The organism is Clostridium acetobutylicum ATCC 824 (genome assembly GCF_000008765.1).
Lineage (GTDB): Bacteria > Bacillota > Clostridia > Clostridiales > Clostridiaceae > Clostridium_S > Clostridium_S acetobutylicum.
This window is the reverse complement of sequence record NC_003030.1, coordinates 3,809,786-3,827,714: the sequence shown is the minus strand read 5'-3', so window position 1 is coordinate 3,827,714 and position 17,929 is coordinate 3,809,786. Positions and strand designations below refer to the sequence as shown.

The 17,929-nt window shown below is 29.5% G+C and carries 19 protein-coding genes and 1 other annotated feature; of the genes, 3 read left to right on the top strand and 16 right to left on the bottom strand.

Translation table 11 applies throughout. The features are described from left to right. Positions 1–10: 10 nt before the first annotated feature. The 6 genes from folE to CA_RS18630 all read right to left on the bottom strand — a co-directional run bounded on the left by folE (position 11) and on the right by CA_RS18630 (position 3,929). Entirely contained in the window at positions 11–598 is a 588-nt protein-coding gene (gene folE, locus CA_RS18655) for a GTP cyclohydrolase I FolE (protein WP_010966889.1), read from the bottom strand. Between the two features lie 3 nt (positions 599–601). Next, positions 602–1,267 (bottom strand): putative 7-carboxy-7-deazaguanine synthase QueE, encoded by a 666-nt coding sequence (queE, locus tag CA_RS18650; protein ID WP_010966888.1) that lies wholly within the window; start codon positions 1,265–1,267, stop codon positions 602–604. Between the two features lie 2 nt (positions 1,268–1,269). Further along, the gene (gene queD, locus CA_RS18645) at positions 1,270–1,680 is read right to left on the bottom strand and encodes a 6-carboxytetrahydropterin synthase QueD (RefSeq protein WP_010966887.1); all 411 of its coding nucleotides are present in this window, start codon (positions 1,678–1,680) and stop codon (positions 1,270–1,272) included. A 6-nt stretch (positions 1,681–1,686) separates the two neighbouring features. Then, on the bottom strand, positions 1,687–2,457 hold the full coding sequence (locus tag CA_RS18640) for an acyl-CoA dehydratase activase (protein WP_010966886.1): 771 nt from the start codon (positions 2,455–2,457) through the stop codon (positions 1,687–1,689). Next, positions 2,454–3,455: a 2-hydroxyacyl-CoA dehydratase family protein gene (locus CA_RS18635; RefSeq protein ID WP_010966885.1), complete on the bottom strand. Its 1,002-nt coding sequence runs from the start codon at positions 3,453–3,455 to the stop codon at positions 2,454–2,456. Before CA_RS18635 ends, CA_RS18640 begins: the two co-directional genes overlap by 4 nt. Before the next feature lie 285 nt (positions 3,456–3,740). After that, entirely contained in the window at positions 3,741–3,929 is a 189-nt protein-coding gene (locus CA_RS18630) for a ferredoxin (protein ID WP_010966884.1), read from the bottom strand. A 262-nt stretch (positions 3,930–4,191) separates the two neighbouring features. On the opposite strand from CA_RS18630, the gene CA_RS18625 reads away from it, so the two are divergent. The 3 genes from CA_RS18625 to CA_RS18615 all read left to right on the top strand — a co-directional run bounded on the left by CA_RS18625 (position 4,192) and on the right by CA_RS18615 (position 6,449). Next, positions 4,192–4,986 carry an ABC transporter substrate-binding protein gene (locus tag CA_RS18625; protein ID WP_010966883.1) on the top strand — a complete coding sequence of 265 codons (795 nt, stop codon included), beginning with the start codon at positions 4,192–4,194 and terminating at the stop codon, positions 4,984–4,986. A gap of 64 nt (positions 4,987–5,050) precedes the next feature. Beyond that, positions 5,051–5,704 (top strand): amino acid ABC transporter permease, encoded by a 654-nt coding sequence (locus CA_RS18620; protein ID WP_010966882.1) that lies wholly within the window; start codon positions 5,051–5,053, stop codon positions 5,702–5,704. A gap of 13 nt (positions 5,705–5,717) precedes the next feature. Next, on the top strand, positions 5,718–6,449 hold the full coding sequence (locus CA_RS18615) for an amino acid ABC transporter ATP-binding protein (protein WP_010966881.1): 732 nt from the start codon (positions 5,718–5,720) through the stop codon (positions 6,447–6,449). 64 nt (positions 6,450–6,513) lie between these two features. On the opposite strand, the gene CA_RS18610 is transcribed toward CA_RS18615, so the two are convergent. The 10 genes from CA_RS18610 to CA_RS18565 form a co-directional block, all read right to left on the bottom strand. Continuing rightward, positions 6,514–7,029, bottom strand: a complete 516-nt coding sequence (locus CA_RS18610; protein ID WP_010966880.1) for a tryptophan transporter — start codon at positions 7,027–7,029, stop codon at positions 6,514–6,516. 141 nt (positions 7,030–7,170) lie between these two features. After that, positions 7,171–7,412 (bottom strand) — a binding site (T-box leader). Between the two features lie 91 nt (positions 7,413–7,503). Next, positions 7,504–8,196: an ABC transporter ATP-binding protein gene (locus tag CA_RS18605; protein WP_010966879.1), complete on the bottom strand. Its 693-nt coding sequence runs from the start codon at positions 8,194–8,196 to the stop codon at positions 7,504–7,506. A gap of 1 nt (position 8,197) precedes the next feature. Then, a complete protein-coding gene (locus CA_RS18600) occupies positions 8,198–9,352 on the bottom strand; it encodes an ABC transporter permease (protein WP_010966878.1) in 1,155 nt (384 codons plus the stop codon). A 12-nt stretch (positions 9,353–9,364) separates the two neighbouring features. Next, complete coding sequence (locus CA_RS18595; RefSeq protein WP_010966877.1) at positions 9,365–10,465, bottom strand: ABC transporter permease; 1,101 nt, start codon at positions 10,463–10,465, stop codon at positions 9,365–9,367. Positions 10,466–10,470: 5 nt separating this feature from the next. Continuing rightward, positions 10,471–11,385 (bottom strand): hypothetical protein, encoded by a 915-nt coding sequence (locus tag CA_RS18590; RefSeq protein WP_010966876.1) that lies wholly within the window; start codon positions 11,383–11,385, stop codon positions 10,471–10,473. 175 nt (positions 11,386–11,560) lie between these two features. Continuing rightward, positions 11,561–11,953 carry a hypothetical protein gene (locus CA_RS18585; RefSeq protein ID WP_010966875.1) on the bottom strand — a complete coding sequence of 131 codons (393 nt, stop codon included), beginning with the start codon at positions 11,951–11,953 and terminating at the stop codon, positions 11,561–11,563. Positions 11,954–12,273: 320 nt separating this feature from the next. Next, the gene (locus tag CA_RS18580) at positions 12,274–14,862 is read right to left on the bottom strand and encodes a LuxR C-terminal-related transcriptional regulator (RefSeq protein ID WP_010966874.1); all 2,589 of its coding nucleotides are present in this window, start codon (positions 14,860–14,862) and stop codon (positions 12,274–12,276) included. A 63-nt stretch (positions 14,863–14,925) separates the two neighbouring features. After that, positions 14,926–15,918 (bottom strand): ABC transporter permease, encoded by a 993-nt coding sequence (locus CA_RS18575; RefSeq protein WP_010966873.1) that lies wholly within the window; start codon positions 15,916–15,918, stop codon positions 14,926–14,928. After that, positions 15,918–16,658, bottom strand: a complete 741-nt coding sequence (locus tag CA_RS18570) for an ABC transporter permease (protein WP_010966872.1) — start codon at positions 16,656–16,658, stop codon at positions 15,918–15,920. The genes CA_RS18575 and CA_RS18570 overlap by 1 nt, the downstream gene beginning before the upstream one ends. A gap of 11 nt (positions 16,659–16,669) precedes the next feature. Beyond that, positions 16,670–17,608 (bottom strand): ABC transporter ATP-binding protein, encoded by a 939-nt coding sequence (locus CA_RS18565; RefSeq protein WP_010966871.1) that lies wholly within the window; start codon positions 17,606–17,608, stop codon positions 16,670–16,672. Between the last annotated feature and the right edge of the window lie 321 nt (positions 17,609–17,929).

Below are 17,929 nucleotides of genomic sequence, written 5' to 3'. Positions count from 1 at the left end.
ATATTACAGCTTATGCCTTGTATAAAGCCATAAGTTTTGTTACTAAAGAATCATCATTTTTAAATCTTCCTTTAAGTGTCATTGTTGTAGTTAATGCTCCAGGCTTTTTTATACCTCTTGAGGTCATACAGCCGTGCTCGCCTTTTATAATTACAGCAATGTCTTTTGAAGCAGTTACCTTTTCCATTATTTCAGCAATGTCTTTACCTATTCTCTCTTGAAGCTGAAGTCTTCTTGAAACCATATCAGCGATTCTAGCTATTTTACTGAGGCCAATTAGACGCTTGTTTGGTATATAGGCTACTGCAACAGTCATGTTATACATAAGCGTCAGGTGATGCTCACAGTGGCTAAATATTTCGATATCTTTAACAAGGACTATGTTATCCTCTTCACTTTCTTTTAAATCTTCTTCAAAGGTCTTATTAAACATTTCTGCTATATCGTCGTTTGAGTATTCCATTCCCTTAAATACTTCTTCATACATTTTGGCTACTCTTTTTGGTGTTTCCTTAAGACCTTCACGATCAGGATCATCTCCTAACGCTATAAGAATTCCTCTTATGTGTTTTTCAATTGCTTTTGTATCAATAGACATAGATTATACACCTCTTTTATTTGGATTCCATATGATTTTATGGATTTGTATTTGCAGTGTTACATCATTAAGTTTGTTATCCTTCATGAAATCAACAATGGTCTCAGGAGAAATCCTTCCGAACACTGGACTGATATAAATATTTGTTTTTTTTGAAAGATTAAATTCTGTTATTATATCCATTGCTTTTTTGAGATCTTTTAAAGAACTTACTACAAATTTTATCACATCTTTTTTATTTAGGAACTTAAAATTTGAGGTTTTCATGAAATTTTCCATACTGCTATCAGGAAGCTTATAGTCCATAGTAAAAGAAGGGGCATTTTTGAAGTTTAAAAAGTTTTCTAAGGATACACTTCCGTTTGTTTCTATCTCTACTCTTAAAGTGCTATCCAAAGATAGAAGGTTTAAAAGTTCGACTATACCATCTTGAAGAAGAGGTTCGCCACCTGTTAAGGTTACGTTTTTTACTCCTGTTTCTTTTATATATGAAAGTATCTCCTTTTCTGTCATCAAGGTATACTTTACATCCTTTTCATTAGCCCATTTTGTATCACAATAATTGCAATTTAGATTACAACCTGCGAACCTTATGAATACAGAAAGTTGTCCTGATTTTAATCCTTCTCCATTTATGCTCACAAATTTTTCAACCACTTTATAGTTCATTTCTATACCTCTTTTACATATGAAGCACTGTTATTTGGTGTTTCATATACTGTTATTTTTCTTACATCATAATTTAATTTTCTTATTTCATCAAAAAAGAATTTTGAAAAGTTTTCGGCAGTTGGTCTAAAGTCCAATTCTATTATTTTAAAGCCATCTTCTATAAGGCAGTCAAAGGTTAATTTTCTAAGACTATTTTTTTCTATTATTAAAGCATGGTCATAAAAATCAAGGACTTCTTTAATCCTCTTCTTAAGAATTGTAAAATCTTCAATCATATCATCAATGAGAGTTTCAGATTGTATTTCAATTTCTACTCTCCATCTATGTCCATGAATGTTTGCACATTTACCATTATAGTTATTAAGGAAGTGTGCGCTATCAAAGCTATGTTCTATTTTTAAAATATACATGTTAAATTACTCCTTACTATATAATTTGCTTCCATAGAAGCAGCACCCAATGGCACCATTAAACTGAGGGTTTCCTGGAACTATTATATTTTCATAGTCGTGGGAAAGATATTTTTTAATAGCATAGTTGTTTGCAACTCCCCCTGTAAGTACCAAGGTTTTTGCCATGAATTTTGTAAGCAAAGGTTTCATTTTATTGTACATAGAGTAGTTTACTCCAGCACAGAGTCTTTCTATAGAGGTTCCTTCAGCTATTTTTCCTATGAGTTCAGATTCAGAGAAAACAGCACAGGTTGAGTTTAGTTTAACTGGATTTTCATAGAAGGAATTCATTTCATCTAGAGGTATCTCAAGAACATTTGCCATATTTTCTAGATAACGTCCACAAGAAGCAGCACATTTCTCGTTAAGCTCTAAATCTTTTATGAAGCCACCTTCTACCTTTGCTGCCTTAACATCTTGTCCCCCGATATCTAAGAGTACAAAATCCTTAAGATTTGTTTGATACATAACGCCGTAAACATGAGCTTTAATTTCGTTTATTGGCTTGAATAGTGATAAATTTGTATTATTTCTGCCATAACCAGTTGAAACTCCGCTTAGTATATCACTTAAATTTAGTTTTTCTAAATCAACTTCAATTTTATTATTTTTGTAGGAACAATAATTTTTATAAAAGCTTATAGTACTTATTTTAAAGGTACTGCATATTTTATTATTTTCCATAAGTGCGAGTTTTACTTCTCTGCTTCCAAGATCAATACCTAAAGTTTTCAAAAGATTCCCTCCTTAGAATCAAGAAGCATGTCTAAAAAAGCTTCAAGTCTGAGTTTTGTTCTTGCATCAAGGTGATTTAATCTATCTCCTTCTATATTTATAACAGGTACCCTGAGCTTTTCTTTTATTACTATGTCTTGGACTGCCCTATAACAAAAGGCTTGTGTGTAGTGGATGATTCCATCTATATGGCGCTCTTCAATTTGCCTACTTATTTCGTCTATTCTAAAGTAAACATCATAAGGATAAGTGTAGTCGAAGTATTGTTCATAAATGTCTTTTGCTTTTGAGCTCCTTGGAAAAGCAAATTCTCTTTGAACTTCATTGTACACAATTTTTGCATCAAAATTTGTAACAAACTCATATATGTCAGGCGTCATAGGAGGTACGCCTATATAGCCTAGGCGGAGCTTTGATGAGCTTGCCTCTCTTTTCTTTATGTCAGCTATAGTTTTTATTAAATCGCTGTTAAAGGCATCAATATCACCATTTAAATCGCTGAAGGATATTTGCCATATATGGTTTTCAAGTGCAGTTGCCTTGTTATCTTCAAAAGTTAGTTTATCTATTTCTATACCTAGTTCTCTTAGTTTATTTAATCTTGTCCTTATTTTTTCAACTTGATTTAAAGTTACATGAAATAAATTCATGAAGGCATCAAGCTCATCTTTTACATCATTTATGTTATGACTTGAGGGATATGAAAATGGATATACCTTTATTCCTTTCATAGAAAGAACCTCTGTCAATGCTTTTGTATTTGAACAATCACCATCGTGAACTCCTACAATTTCTTTTATATCATTACTAATACAGGCTCCGTATATTCCCTTTATCCATGCGCAAAGGCTCTTTGGAAAGCCGTCTTTTTCAGCAATATCAATGTATTTAGAATAATCTTTAGACCCTACAAAAATGTTATTTAAATCAATGGGAGTATAACCAGCTGATAGTAACACTTCGATTGGTACCGTAGTAGTCAGACCTATTTTTTTCATGATTTCCTCCATAATTTATAATAAAAAAAGGGCGTAATCCGCCCTATAAACAAAAAAACCTACCTCACCCGGTAGATATTGCCCTGGTTTTGTTTATAGACAGGATGGATTGCGAACTGTCTTATTACAAGAAAACATTAAACAGTTAGTTAATTAAAATGTTTTCTTTTTATTTATCATGAATATTTTAAACTTAAATTTATTATGCGTCAAGAGGGTTTTATAGGGAAACCAATATGAAACTTGAGAGTATAACAGGTTTCCCTACATATAAATCCAAATATTTTATCTCACCATGATGGCGTCCACAGGACAGGATTCTGCTGCATCTTGAGCTGATTCTTTTAGATCGTTTGCAATTTCTGCATCTGAGGCAACAGCTTTGCCATCATCCTCCATTTCAAATATTTCAGGACAGATTGCGGGACATGTACCACAGCCAATACAAGTTTCTTTATCTACAAATGCTTTCATAAATAATCGCCTCCGAGTTTATAATAACCAAACATATTTTTTTCATGCACTTTGCAGAAAAAATATCATGCATAAATATTAATTTTATTGTAATTAGTACACACATGTGTTAACATATTGTTAATTAAAACACGATTGTATTGTTCGAATAGTCAAAATGCACTCTTGATAATATTAAAATGATACAACGCTGTTAATAATTATTCATTGACAAATAAAACGATTTACAATAAAATTCAATTATTAAGGCAGAGGTGGTTTTATGTTAAAGAAGATTTTTTCATTATCAGTTGTGTTGGTATTAACACTTGCCATTTTTACAGGATGTACATCAGCTACAGTATCAAAAGATGATTCTCTTGAGAGAGTGAAGAAAGCAAAGGAAATAGTAATTGGGATAGATGACACCTATCCGCCAATGGAATTTAAGGACAAGGCTACAGGCAAGGTTTCTGGCTTTGATATAGATATGGCAAATGCTATAGCCAAAAAGCTTGGAGTAAAAACTAAATTTGTTCCTAATTCATTTGATGGTATATTTCTTGCATTAAAGTCTAAGAAATTTGATGTTGTGCACTCAAGCATAAGTATAACGGACGAGAGAAAGAAAGCAATGATATTTTCGGATCCATATATATATGGTGGAAATGCAATTTTTGTAAAATCAGACAACACTACTATTAAAAATGAAAAAGACTTTAATAATCAAGTTGTAGGCTGTGAGGTTGGAACTACTGCTCAAGATGTTTTAGCTAAAATATCAGGAATAAAAGAAGTTAAGAAATATAACGCTATGACAGATGCATTTTTGGATTTACAAAACGGAAGAATAGCAGCAGTTGTCAGTGACCCTATGGTTGGAGATTATTATAATGTTACAGATCCTGGGAAGTTTAAAAAACTGGAATCTTCTCTTACACAGGAACCTATAGGAGTTGCCTTTAGAAAAGAAGATAAATCTTTAAGAGATGCTTACAATAAAGCTATAAAAGAACTAAAAAAGGACGGAACTATGTCAAAGCTATCAAAGAAATGGTTTGGAATAGATGTCTATTAATAGCTTCCACTTTATTTTTAGTAATGGGCACTCATAAAGAAACACTAATTGGGGGAATTTTTTAATGGATATAAGCTCTTTAAATAAAGTAATTCCAGTTTTACTAGATGGAACACGTATTACTTTACTACTAACTTGTTCTTCAATAATTATTGGATGTATTATAGGAACTATTATAGCTATGTTTAAAACTTCATCAGTTAAGGTATTAAATCTTATAGGTAAGTTTTACACATGGATTTTAAGGGGAACGCCTCTTTTACTGCAATTATATGTTTATTATTATGGACTACCATTTTTGAGTGATAAACTCACTATGACTCCAATGAAGGCAGCAATATTAGGCTTAAGCTTGAACTCTGGAGCGTATATTGCAGAGATAATAAGGGGTGGAATACTTGCTATTGATAATGGACAATTTGAAGCTTCAAAAGCTTTGGGTTTAACATATGGACAGACAATGAAAAGAATTATATTACCACAAGCAATAAGAGTAGTAATTCCACCTTGTGGTAATGAGTTCATAGCAATGATAAAAGATACTTCTTTGGTTTCAGTAATAACTATGGAGGAACTTTTAAGAAAAGCACAACTTTTGGTTTCCTCATCTGGTGATGCAGTTACTCCTTACTTGTTTGCAGGAATATTCTATTTAATTTTGACAACTATATTCACAGGGATATTCTCAAAGATAGAGAAAAAATTATCCGTATATTAAGAGGTGTTTTCGTATGTTAATGATTGAAGCTAAAAATTTAACAAAAACCTTTGGAAAGTTAACTGTTTTTGAAGATCTAAATGTTAATATTTCAAAGGGGGAAGTTCTTGTTATAATAGGACCATCTGGTTCAGGAAAAAGTACGTTTTTAAGATGTTTAAATCATCTTGAAGAGCCAAATGGAGGCCAGGTTATTATTGAAGGAGAGGTTTTAAACCATAAGGATAAGAAGAAGTATAGAGAGATAATAGAGAAAACAGGAATGGTTTTTCAAAGTTATAATCTATTTCCACATATGACTGTACTTCAAAATGTTATGGAAGCTCCAATTACTGTTAAAAAAGAAAATAAGAGTGAGGTACGCAAAAGGGCAGAGGCATTACTTTATAAGGTTGGGTTAAGTGATAAAATGAATGTATATCCTTCAAAACTGTCAGGCGGACAAAAGCAGAGGGTTGCCATTGCAAGAGCGCTTTGTATGCAGCCTGACATAATGCTGTTTGATGAACCAACTTCTGCATTAGATCCGGAGCTTGTAGGAGAAGTTTTAAGTGTAATGAAAGAGCTTGCAGAAGAGGGAATGACAATGGTAGTTGTAACTCACGAAATGGGCTTCGCACGTGAAGTTGCTGATAGAGTAATATTTATGGACGGTGGAAAAATAGTTGAAGAGAATACTCCAGAAGGGATATTCACAAATCCCAAAGAAGAAAGAACTAAGGAATTTTTAAATAAAATATTATAATAGTAGAGAGCTGCTTAACTAAATTAGTGAAGCAGCTCTCTATTTTTAAAACTATAAATATATTCTATTGTCTGAATACTACTCTCATAGATTTTTTTACGGCCACAAATATAATTGTACCAACTATTGCGTTTATAATTGTTGCAGGAAGAACAACTGTAATAAATAGTGCTTTAAAGCTTGCAGGCAAACCTACAATTATTAAGGCTGAACCTAAAAATACTGAACCACTTATAATTGTACCAACTATAGTTGTTATTATCATGTGGATTTTATCATTTATTTTATCTTTAAAAGGCCTTAAAGCTATAAATACTAAACTTGTAGTAACAATTCTGTCTATTATATTAGGTAGTTGTCCACCTGGAAAGGTAGTAACAGCTGCTGCAAGTAAACCTGCTACGACACCGGTAGATATACATGTTTTATAGTCATCATTTAGTAGTATTATTATGAATAACATTGCCAATGAAAAATCAGGTTTCATTCCAAATAATATTGGCGGTGTAATTTGGTTTAAAACTACGCCTACGGCAAGAAATAAAGAATTAATGATTAGTTTTTTTAGGTTCATTCTCATAATAAATCTCTCCTTATATTTTTAATATTCAAAAGTTTCAGACTAAATCGGCTTTGATATGTATAACATGATAGTATGTTTGTATTCTAGAATAGTTATTTTGTTAAAATTGCAAATAAAAAACTCCGCCCTAATCTTATTAATTAGGACGGAGATACTTCCGCGGTACCACCTAAATTATGCTTAAAAAAGCATCGCTTATTTCAAGTACTAACATACTCTATCCGTTATAACGTACGGCAAACGTTAACCACTACTCTCCGTTTGGATTTCGATTTACTCCTAAAAGGTCCATTCACCAACAATTATTGTACTGAGATCACACCACCCTCAGCTCTCTTTAACTAAATTCTATGGCTACTCTTCCTTATCAAAGGATTTACTCTTAAATTACATTAATTGTAACAAGATTTTTTAATGTTGTCAATAAATTTATAATCGTGAATTTTTAATATATTATTTATGCATAAAATATTAAATACTATTAACAACTTTTCCATCTTCAATATAGATAGTCCTTGTACATTTATTTGCTACAGTTTTATCGTGAGTTACAATAACAAGCGTAACACCTAGTTCATTTACTTTTTTTAAAATATTAATTAGTTGCTGTCCATTCTTTTTATCTAAAGCTCCAGTCGGTTCATCTGCTAGTATTACTCTTTTATCACCAACCAATGCCCTAGCTATTGCTACTCTTTGTTGTTCACCACCAGATAAATTTGATGGCAACTTATAAAGTTTCTCTTTAAGGCCTAAATCTATAAGAGTTTTTATCGCCTTATTTTTTATTTCTTTTTTGCTTATGCGATTATGAGTAGAAAGATTTTTATATTGAAGAGATAGCATAACATTCTCAACAACATTATATTTTTGTATTAGTGAATAATTTTGAAATATAAATCCTATATCGTTTCTTCTTAACTTTGATAATTCAACGCTTTTTTTACTATTAACTAAATTGTTCTTAAAATAATATTCGCCTTCTGTTAATGAATCAATACATCCTAATATATTTAACAATGTTGATTTACCTGAGCCAGATGCACCCATCACTGCTAGCATTTCTCCTTCTTGGATTGATAAAGTAATATCACTTAATGCATATAACTTATTATCACCATCAGTATATATTTTAGATACATTTTTTAGTTTAATAATGTCCATATTAAGCACCTCTAATTAACTCTATTGGTTGATACTTTTTTAGTATCCTTAGTATATTTTTGAAAATTAAAAAGGTAAAAAACAGAATTATTACAAAGACTATAAATAGACTCCATAAATTAATCAATATGCCGCCACTTTTAGGAAGATAAACATTAGCTAATACTGTAGGTATAATGGATATAATATAAGCTATTATAAAATCAATTAATAATTCAGCTGATATTAATTTTGAAATATCTTTTATAGTTGCTCCTAAGGAGATTCTTATACCAAACTCAGTTAATCTTTTCGTTAAAAGAAGACTTAAATTAATTATCAATCCTGTAACTGATAAAAATACTATAGTTATGGAAAAAAATATAGAGTATACTATAGTTTGAATTTTTTCATGTACGACTGAAAGCATATATTTTCTTAAATTAATTATTGAATTTCTTTGACTATTCGTATCATCTATTTGACTAGCATCTTTATTGGTGTTATTAAGTATATTTTTAAAACTATCTTCCAAGTTTTTAACCTTGTGTGTATCTTTTAAAGCTATAATAATGTTAGCGCTATTTATATTATAATCATCCAGGTTACTTGGACATATTATAGTGTTCTTAGGTGTCTCCACAAGTTTGTCAGATTTATACCAAAACTTAAATGAATTATCAACAATTCCTACAACCTTATATGTAATCACCTGATTTAAATATTGTCTTTTAAGAGTAGTACCAACTGGATATTTTTCTTTGAGATCTGGTGTAATAATTACCGAAATTTCGCCATTTCCTTTGAAATCTTTTTTGCTTAAATTTTTTCCACTTTTAACGTTAAAATTAAACATATTTAACATCCCAGCACTAATATTTAAGTAGTTTATAGATTCTCTCTGATAAAAATAAAAGCCATAGGAATCGACATTTTTTTTTGTTTTCAACTCATCATAAAACTCTCGCTTAGCTAATATATTATCTCCATTATCTTGAAGTATGTATGAATTGAAATTGGCCATTTTTCTTGCCATATATATTTTATTTACAATATCCATAACTAGTCCAATTGAAATAATTAAAGCAAAAAAGGCTATAGTAAACTGAATGATGATAACGCAATTTGCTAATTTTCTTTTTCTTATTGAATTAATAATCATATTTAAATCAATCATTATAAAAACCACCTAATTAGTCTTTAGATTATAAGCAATATTAAATCTTAAAATTTTAATGACTGCTGTAATGGAAGATAAAATTCCTACTACAAAAGATACCACTATAGATTTAATAACTACCTCATAATTTAAAATTAAATTTAGTTCTTGTATACTACTAATAACGTTGTTTATTAAAAAGTAATCTAAAACAATCCCTATAATAATAGATAAAAGTGAAATTATAAAAAGCATTTTAACAATCTCAATAATCAATATAATATTAGGCGCACCCAATGATTTTTTTATTGTAATTTCTTTTGACTTATTATGTATCCAGATTAGAGATAAACTGCTACTGTTTATTATTGATACTAATAATATGGCTATAGAAAACAGTGACAAAGATTTATAGGTAATAGCGATATCACCAGCTACTTCTTCTTCAGGAACTAATATTGATATATTTCCATTGTACTCGTTTTGTAATTTTTTCCCAATTAATTTAGACAAGTTATCTATATTTCCATTCAAATTAGCTACATCCATATTACAGTAGAAATAACTACCATTAGCATCATTTAGATTTACCACGTTTAAGTTTTTAACAGGTAGGTATATATATGTTCCCACATTATTTAATACACCTATTACTTTAAACTTGTCGTTATTAATAGTAATATAGCAATTATCTAAACTACTCATCTTTAGAAACTTATATACTTCTTGGTTTATTAAAACAACTTTTGTATTATTTTTCATTTCATCTACTGTAAAATACCTTCCAGAGTTTAATTTGAATTTGAAGAAGTTATCCTTAGAATAATTAAGAAAGTCTACTTTATAGCGATTTTTTTGTTTATGTGAATTTTCTACATTTACAAAATAATTTATACTATCTATATGAATTTTAGAGTCTTGACCTAACATATTACAAATTTCATTTACAGTCGATGTTTTCAAACTCTGTAAGCTGCCAAAATGAATCTCTCTAGTTATTGTTGGATTGTCTTTATACCTAGAATATACAATGTATTTTGCACCTTCATATGCATTAAGTGCAAGCAACAATACTATGAAACCTATAATATAGCCACCCCATAGTAAAATAAACGATTTTTTCTCTTTCATATACGTTACTCCACAATAATATTTATTTTATCTGCCAAAAATGCCTGGGGATAAAATTTGTTAGTATTTAATGGATTAGCATAGCAAACGAAAAATCCGTGATAGCTGCCCGGTTGTGTTGGTGCTTTGATTTTCACCATTTTATATAATGATTTGCCCTTTGGTATATCTACTGTTTTGTATTCTGAATCATCTATAGAATATATTTGACCATTTAATAGAAATTGAAAAGCATATGAACTCTGATTACTACAACCACCACACACAAGAGGTATATATGTTTCTTCTCCCCTTTTTACAATTATCTGTTTAATTCTATTATTGTATTTCTTATCTTCTAAATTTTCCTTTGATATATTCATAAATCCATATTCTTTATTTAGGATTTCAAATTGTGTTAATTTATTTTCGTTAATCTTAATTGAACCTTCAGAGGATGCTTTAATAACCTTGTAAGAAATAAATAAGGAATTAAAATTTGTGATTTCTTTGGTAGCATAATAAGCAAAGGATAAAAGATGGGTGCCATTGCTTAATCCCTGGGTATTAACGCTTAAAGGTATATCTTGTTCTTTGTTATTAATTATAAATTTATATAAGGAAGTTTCTGTACCGTTTACTTTAAAGGTAACTGGATGATAATCAATCATTACTAATAAGTTCATTTCTGTGTTTATATTAATATTAATTTTGAAAATTCCATCTATAATATCAGTATTAAGATTATATATATCATTCTTAAAATCGCTAGAGTTATTAAATACGAATCCAGCTTGCGCAGTTCTTATTTTTCTTTTAGATTGAGTATTAGTTAGGGTTGAAATATTGGCATTACGCGAACTTGGTATTGTTTTCTTACATCCTACACTAGTTAGTATTAGAATTAATATAACTAATAAAATAAGAATTTTTTTCTTCATTGATAAACCTCCAAAGTTTAAATATAAATAAAAAAATATTTATGCTATCACAGAAAGGTACAATGTTATATAGTACTTTTCTGTGATAGCATTACTAATATCAATAGCTTTCTATAAATATAAGTTCAAATATATTTATTTACTATTTGTATATATATTTAACGCATATACAAAGTTATTGCCAGAATTCCCCATCGGCTGGAGATGCAACATGAACAGTTCCATTCAAATCATAAACACCGTGGTATCCATTCCAAGCAGTTCCGTTAACGTATCCTGTAGTTGCAACAAGTGCGTTAGCTCCATTCATTTCACCAAATGCATTTAGTGTATTTCCATTACTAGCTGTACATCTTGTATATACATGGACTGATGTTCCTGGATTTGCATATGTTGTTGTACGAGCTTGTCCTGGTTCTACTGTTAATGAAGCTTGCCAGTTTGAACCATTGCCATATACAAAATAATCAGAAGTAACATAGTTATTTGCAAGTACTGGTAAAGAAGCACCTAATGTAACAGATAAAATTACTCCTGCGCTCAATAATTTTTTTTTCAAATTTTTCATTTAAAATACCTCCATTTAATTTTTATTATATAGGCAATATTATACAAAAAAAGTAATAATGCCTATATAAATCATAGAGTTTATGAATAAAATTGTCAATAAATGAATATAGTTGAAAAGATTAAAATATATAGAAAAAAAGGGAGGAGGGCGAAAAAACGTTTTCTATTGTGAGGATCAACCGATTATAATGCTTATTCATGGATATTTAAAAATAATTGTATAATAAAACAAAACACCAGCAAAAGCTGGTGATGACAATGAGAGTTATTTATCATATTTAGTATGAGAAGTTGCAGTAGCCTTAGCAACCTTTTTTATTATCTTTGCAATAGATTAAGTTCTTTTGCCTTTTCTACAGCTTGAAGTCTGTTTGATACATGTAGTTTTGAATATATATTTATCATATGTGTTTTTACAGTAGAAAGGGAAATGTTTAATATACTGCCAATTTCTTTGTTGGAATTTCCATCACAAAGAACTTCAAGAACCTCAAGCTCACGTTCACTTAAAATGCATTCTTTAATAGGAGTTACTAATTTGTATATCTTATCAATGAAGTTCTTTTCCTTTTTTGTTAGAGTTATGTCTACATCGTTTTGAAGAAGCTTAATTATTTTTAAAATTTTCTCTCCTTCAACAATAAATGCTCTTAAGTATTCACTTTCAATACCGTAATGTAGAGCCTCTCTTAAAACATTAAACAATTCTCTTTTTTGGACTTTTGAATCTTCTTTTAAGATTAGAGCTTTAACTATAAGGCCTTCTACAAGGTGAATTAATATTGATAAGTGTCTGCAATCCTTTAAGGTTTTATCTAAAAGAGCTAGTGCCTTTTCTTTTTCACCAAGAATAAATAGTACTCTTGAATAAACAACATTGTCTTCAGGTGTTAAATAGATATGTGACATATTTATTGTATCTTCCACTAAAGATTTATATTCTTTTAATTCTTCTAATTCATAATTACCTTGTGGTAAAGTGTATTTAAGCTTGGCAGAGTGAATTTGGCAAGGTAAAAGGGAGTGAGAGTTTAAATAATTATCTACCAAATCTCTTTTCGTTAGGCTACCTTTTTCAAGGTCTCCTTTTAAAAAATACAATTCCATTAAGTTGTAAAGTATAGCTCTGCTTATAAAAGGATAGTTTAGTTTAAGACCACTTAAAGATAGGTTTAAAAATTTTTCGGTATTTTCAAGATCATATTTTTTCATATGAACTCCAGCAACCCCTAAGTGTACCAGAAATTTAAAACCGCTAATAAATTTATTCTTCTCTATCAAGGTATCTAAATCATTATAGACTTTTAAGGTATCAGAAAGCTTACCTTGTTCTTCTAGTACGGAGGCTATTAGACATTTAGAAAATACACTTAAAAATACAATATTATATTTGGTAGCTATTTTATCACTTTCTTTGGAATAATATAAAATCTTTTCATATTCACCTTGAATCATAAAGGCTGGTGAGATGTTTAAATATAGTATTGCTTTTGTAATATCAGTTAGCTTGAAGGTCTTAACAATATTTAAATCTTCCAGGGTCATGGAATTACAAAAATCATATACATATAATTTAAATATATTTGCAAGGGCTGTAAGTTCAGGCTTTTTAAAGCTCTCTAAATAGCTAATAATACTTTTGCATTCATCAATTTGCATATTTGAATAGTGGTAAAAGATCTTTTGAATAATAAGCTCATTACTATTAATTAAAGCATCTAATGGGATCAATCTAATTAAAGAAATGCAGCTAGTATCTTCAATATTCTTTTCTAACTCAGAGGAAGCTTTTTGGTATTCTTTTATTTTAATTAGGTGAATAATGGCTTCACTAATATCTCCACTGTTTTTTAGAGAAGTATAAGCATTTAAGTGGAATTGCTTTCTAGTACTGTCAGGTAGCTTATTAAAGTTAGTATTCAAGAATTCTTTAAAAAGATGATGATATCTAAATAAACCATCTTCCTCGTCCAATGTTATTATAAATAGATTTTTATTTAAGAGAGAATTTATTATTTCATCTGAATTTTCTATTTGTAAAATCTCATTACATAGCTCAGAGTTGAAATAGCTCATAATAGAAGTTTTTATTAAAAAGTCTTTTTCAGAGTTGCTAAGGCCTTTTAATATTTCTTCTGTAAGGTAATCAACTACGTATTTGTTTAATACCTTTATGGAAAGATCTTTACTATTTTTAAAGGCTAATGAGGTTAGCTGTATTCCACCTATCCAGCCTTCGGAAATTGTATAAATTTTATTAATATCATAAGACTCAAGAGGAGTGTTTAGTGTACTTTTTATAAAATCAGAGCATTCCTTTTTTGAGAACTTTAGTTCATTTTCATTTACTTCTAAGATTTCATTTCTAATTCTCATTTCTCCAAGATAAATAGGGAGGCTTTCTCTTGTGATAAAAATGTAGTGAATGTTGCTTGGAGAGTATTTTATAAGCCTCTCTAAAGTAGAATTTAAAAATGGCTCTTTGATATAGTGATAGTCATCAAATACGAGTATAATAGGCTTTTCATAAGAAGAAATTTCATTTACTAAAAAAGATATTATCTCAAGGATATCTTCTTTTTTCGTCATGCAGCTAATGGATTGTATTAAAGCATCTGTTTTATCCTCAAGATAAGGCGATAATGCAGAAATAAGGTAACTAAAGAATGAATAAATTTCATTATTACTTTCATCTAGGTTTATCCATTTAACGTTAGAAAGTTTTTTCTCCTTTATAAAGGATGACACTAGTGTAGATTTACCACTACCGGCAGGGGCTTTTATAACTATAAGCTTGTAGTCAAATAAATTATTTAATTCATTTATAAGTTTCGCTCTTTTTATATAGTTTTTCCTTGGAGAAGGAATAACAAATTTTGTCTTTATAAATCTTAAATTATTATTCATTTAATCACCCTTGAATCCAATTTTGATACTTATATTCTATAATCTAAGAATTAATAATACAAGCTAGTACTTTCCGTTTTGCAAATTTTTTCTTGTAACCAAAGTTCCTAGAATGAAGAAAACCAAAGTAATTGATATAATATACAGAACTTGACTAGAGTAATTAGAAATACTTCTACCACTTTCGATACCTTGTGATAAGGTTAAATACTGCTTATACGGAATTGCACTAACTATGGCAGATAGAATTTTGTTATCGTCAGTAAAGGAGTAGAAGCTTCCAGATAAAATAGAGCATAGAAGTACGATGAAGGTTCCGAGCATGGCCGCATTGTCAACATCATCTATAATAGAGGTTATTAATAAGGCAAAGGAAGTACCAAAGATTAATAATAATGAAAGTAGACCAGCTAACGCAAGATAATTAAAACCTATAGTAACCTTAAAAATTTCCTTAGTAATTAATATAGCTATATAGGATGGAATGAATGCAACTACAAAATCAAAGATACCCTCACTAAGCAAATACTTAATAAAAGAAGTAGGGGAAATTAATATCCTTCTAAAGGTCCCTAGATCTCTGTCTTCAGGATAAAGTAGCATAAACTGAATTTCCTGCGTTGCAAGTAGTAGAATCAAAAAACCTAGTATATTAGTTCCTGTGCCGCGAGTTCCTGCACTAGCTTCCTTAAAATTAGATTTTGCCTTAGGATTTTTTAAAAATGTATTAAGTTCATGCTTTAGTTTATTGCTTTTTATTGTGGTGATTTTAAAATGGATATTATCTGAATAAGTGACTACAGCATCGTATTTATTCAAAACAAGCTCTGATAAAGCTGGTTTTTCACTTAAGGTTGTTATTTTAACATACTTGTTATTAAAGGTTATATTTTTATTTTTAGTAACTATAGCTATATTTGCCTTGGTGTCCATTTTTGAAGTAAAGTATACACCACCTATTATCATGAGAGGAATAAAAATAATGGATGTCAGTAGTATAGCTTTTTTACAAAGTAGTCTAGATAAATTATTTTTAAATATATTAATTATAATCATTATATATATTCCTCCGGTTTAAAAATTATTTTGCATAAGAAAATAAAAATTAAAGAAATGACTATGCAAGCCAATATAAATGGTAAAAACAGAGAGAAGTTATTATCATAAATTATTTTGAATATGCACTCAGTAACCCATTTTGCAGGGGAGAGATAGGAGAGAAGCTTCACAGCACTACCAAGGCTGTCTACTGGAAAAAACATACCTCCAAATATAGAGAATAAAGTTATAATGGGTGACATAATTTTATTTGCAGCTTCCTCACTTTTAAAAATGCAGCACATAAAAGCACCAAAACAGCATAAGGCGAATGTAAAAAATATAACAATTACTATGAGGTATATAAAGTTATGCCCTCCAACGTTTATGCCTAAAAGATAAATTTCCATCAATAGCAAACAGGTGTAACACAAAATTGCAAATATGAAAGACGCCAGTATCTTTGATAAAAAAATGATAGAGGTATGGGTAGGAGAATAAACAAGTCTTACGTTACCAGGCTTTATCTTTTTCTCCATAAAGGTGTTTGAAGTGGTTAGGGGAATCATAAAAATAAAATATACTATCATAGTTATTCCATAATAATCATATGAAGTTACAGTGTTTCCATAGCTATTTTTTGTTATAAAGCCAAAGATGCCTATTAAAAGAAGTGCAAAAGCTGTATTGCAAAGAAGTAATGTAGGATTTTTGGCTGTATTAATAAAATCTCTTTTGGTTATTTTTAATAAATTCATAAAAAATCCTCCTAGTCTCTCAAGCTTTTTCCTGTAAGATTTAAAAATACTCTTTCAAGTGATGAGGTATTGGTAGTTATATTACTCACCTTACAGTTTTTGTTTATCATAGTTATGATTATCTTATCTAAGTTTTCTACAGTGTTTAGACAGATTATTTCCACAGAGTTTTTAGATATTGTTACTTTTTTAACTCCCTCAATTTGAAAGAAGTCAGTACTTTTAAGGGCATCAGTATTATCAGCAGATATTACATATACTTTTTCATCTTCAATAGATTCCTTTAGCTTTTCTTTTGTACCTTCTGCAATTATGCTACCATGATCCATTATTATTATGCGGTCAGATATTTCTTCAACTTCTTCCATGTAGTGAGTTGTATATATTATAGTCGCTCCCATTTTTTGAAGCTTTTTTATAGAAGTTAAAATATGATTTCTTGATTGAGGATCTATTCCAACGGTGGGCTCATCCATTATTATAAGTTTAGGATTGTGGGCTATAGCACAAGCAATATTGAGCCTTCTTTTCATACCACCAGAAAAGGTTTTAGGTTTATCATCTTTTCTATCATATAAACCAACGAACTCAAGCGCTTGTTTAGTTTTTTCTTTTAAAGCATTACCTTTTAGGGAATATAGACTTGCAAAGAATCTTACATTTTTCTCTGCGCTTACATCTTCATATATGGCTAAATCCTGGGGTACAATGCCTATATTTTTTTTTATATTTATCATGTCATCTTTAATTGGTTTACCCATAAAATTAATTTGACCACTATCATATTTTAATGCTGTTGAAAGAATATTTATTGTGGTGCTTTTACCAGCGCCATTAGGTCCTAAGAAACCTAGAATTTCACCTTCTTTTACATAAAAGCTTATTTCATTCACAGCAGTTAAGTTCTTATAACTCTTTTTTAAGTTTTTAACTTCAATTATATTTTCCATGTTTTATCTCCCTTCGGTTTAAGTGTAATTTTATAGTATCATTTGTGACAAAAAAACAAATCAACCGAAAGATTGATTATAACGGTTGATTTTAAAGAAATATTTTAGGTAGAGTTATTCTATATTATTGGAATCTATTTTATTAAACAAAGAAGTAACTCCTGTAATTTTATTTATAATTGGTATTAGATAAATTAAATAAGTTTTCGCTAGCTATATTTTTTAAGTTATTAAAAGAAGCTATAATGATATGCTAACATATGTTTTAATTTGTTAATAACTTGAATGTAATATTTTTTTAATATATAATTAAACCAACAG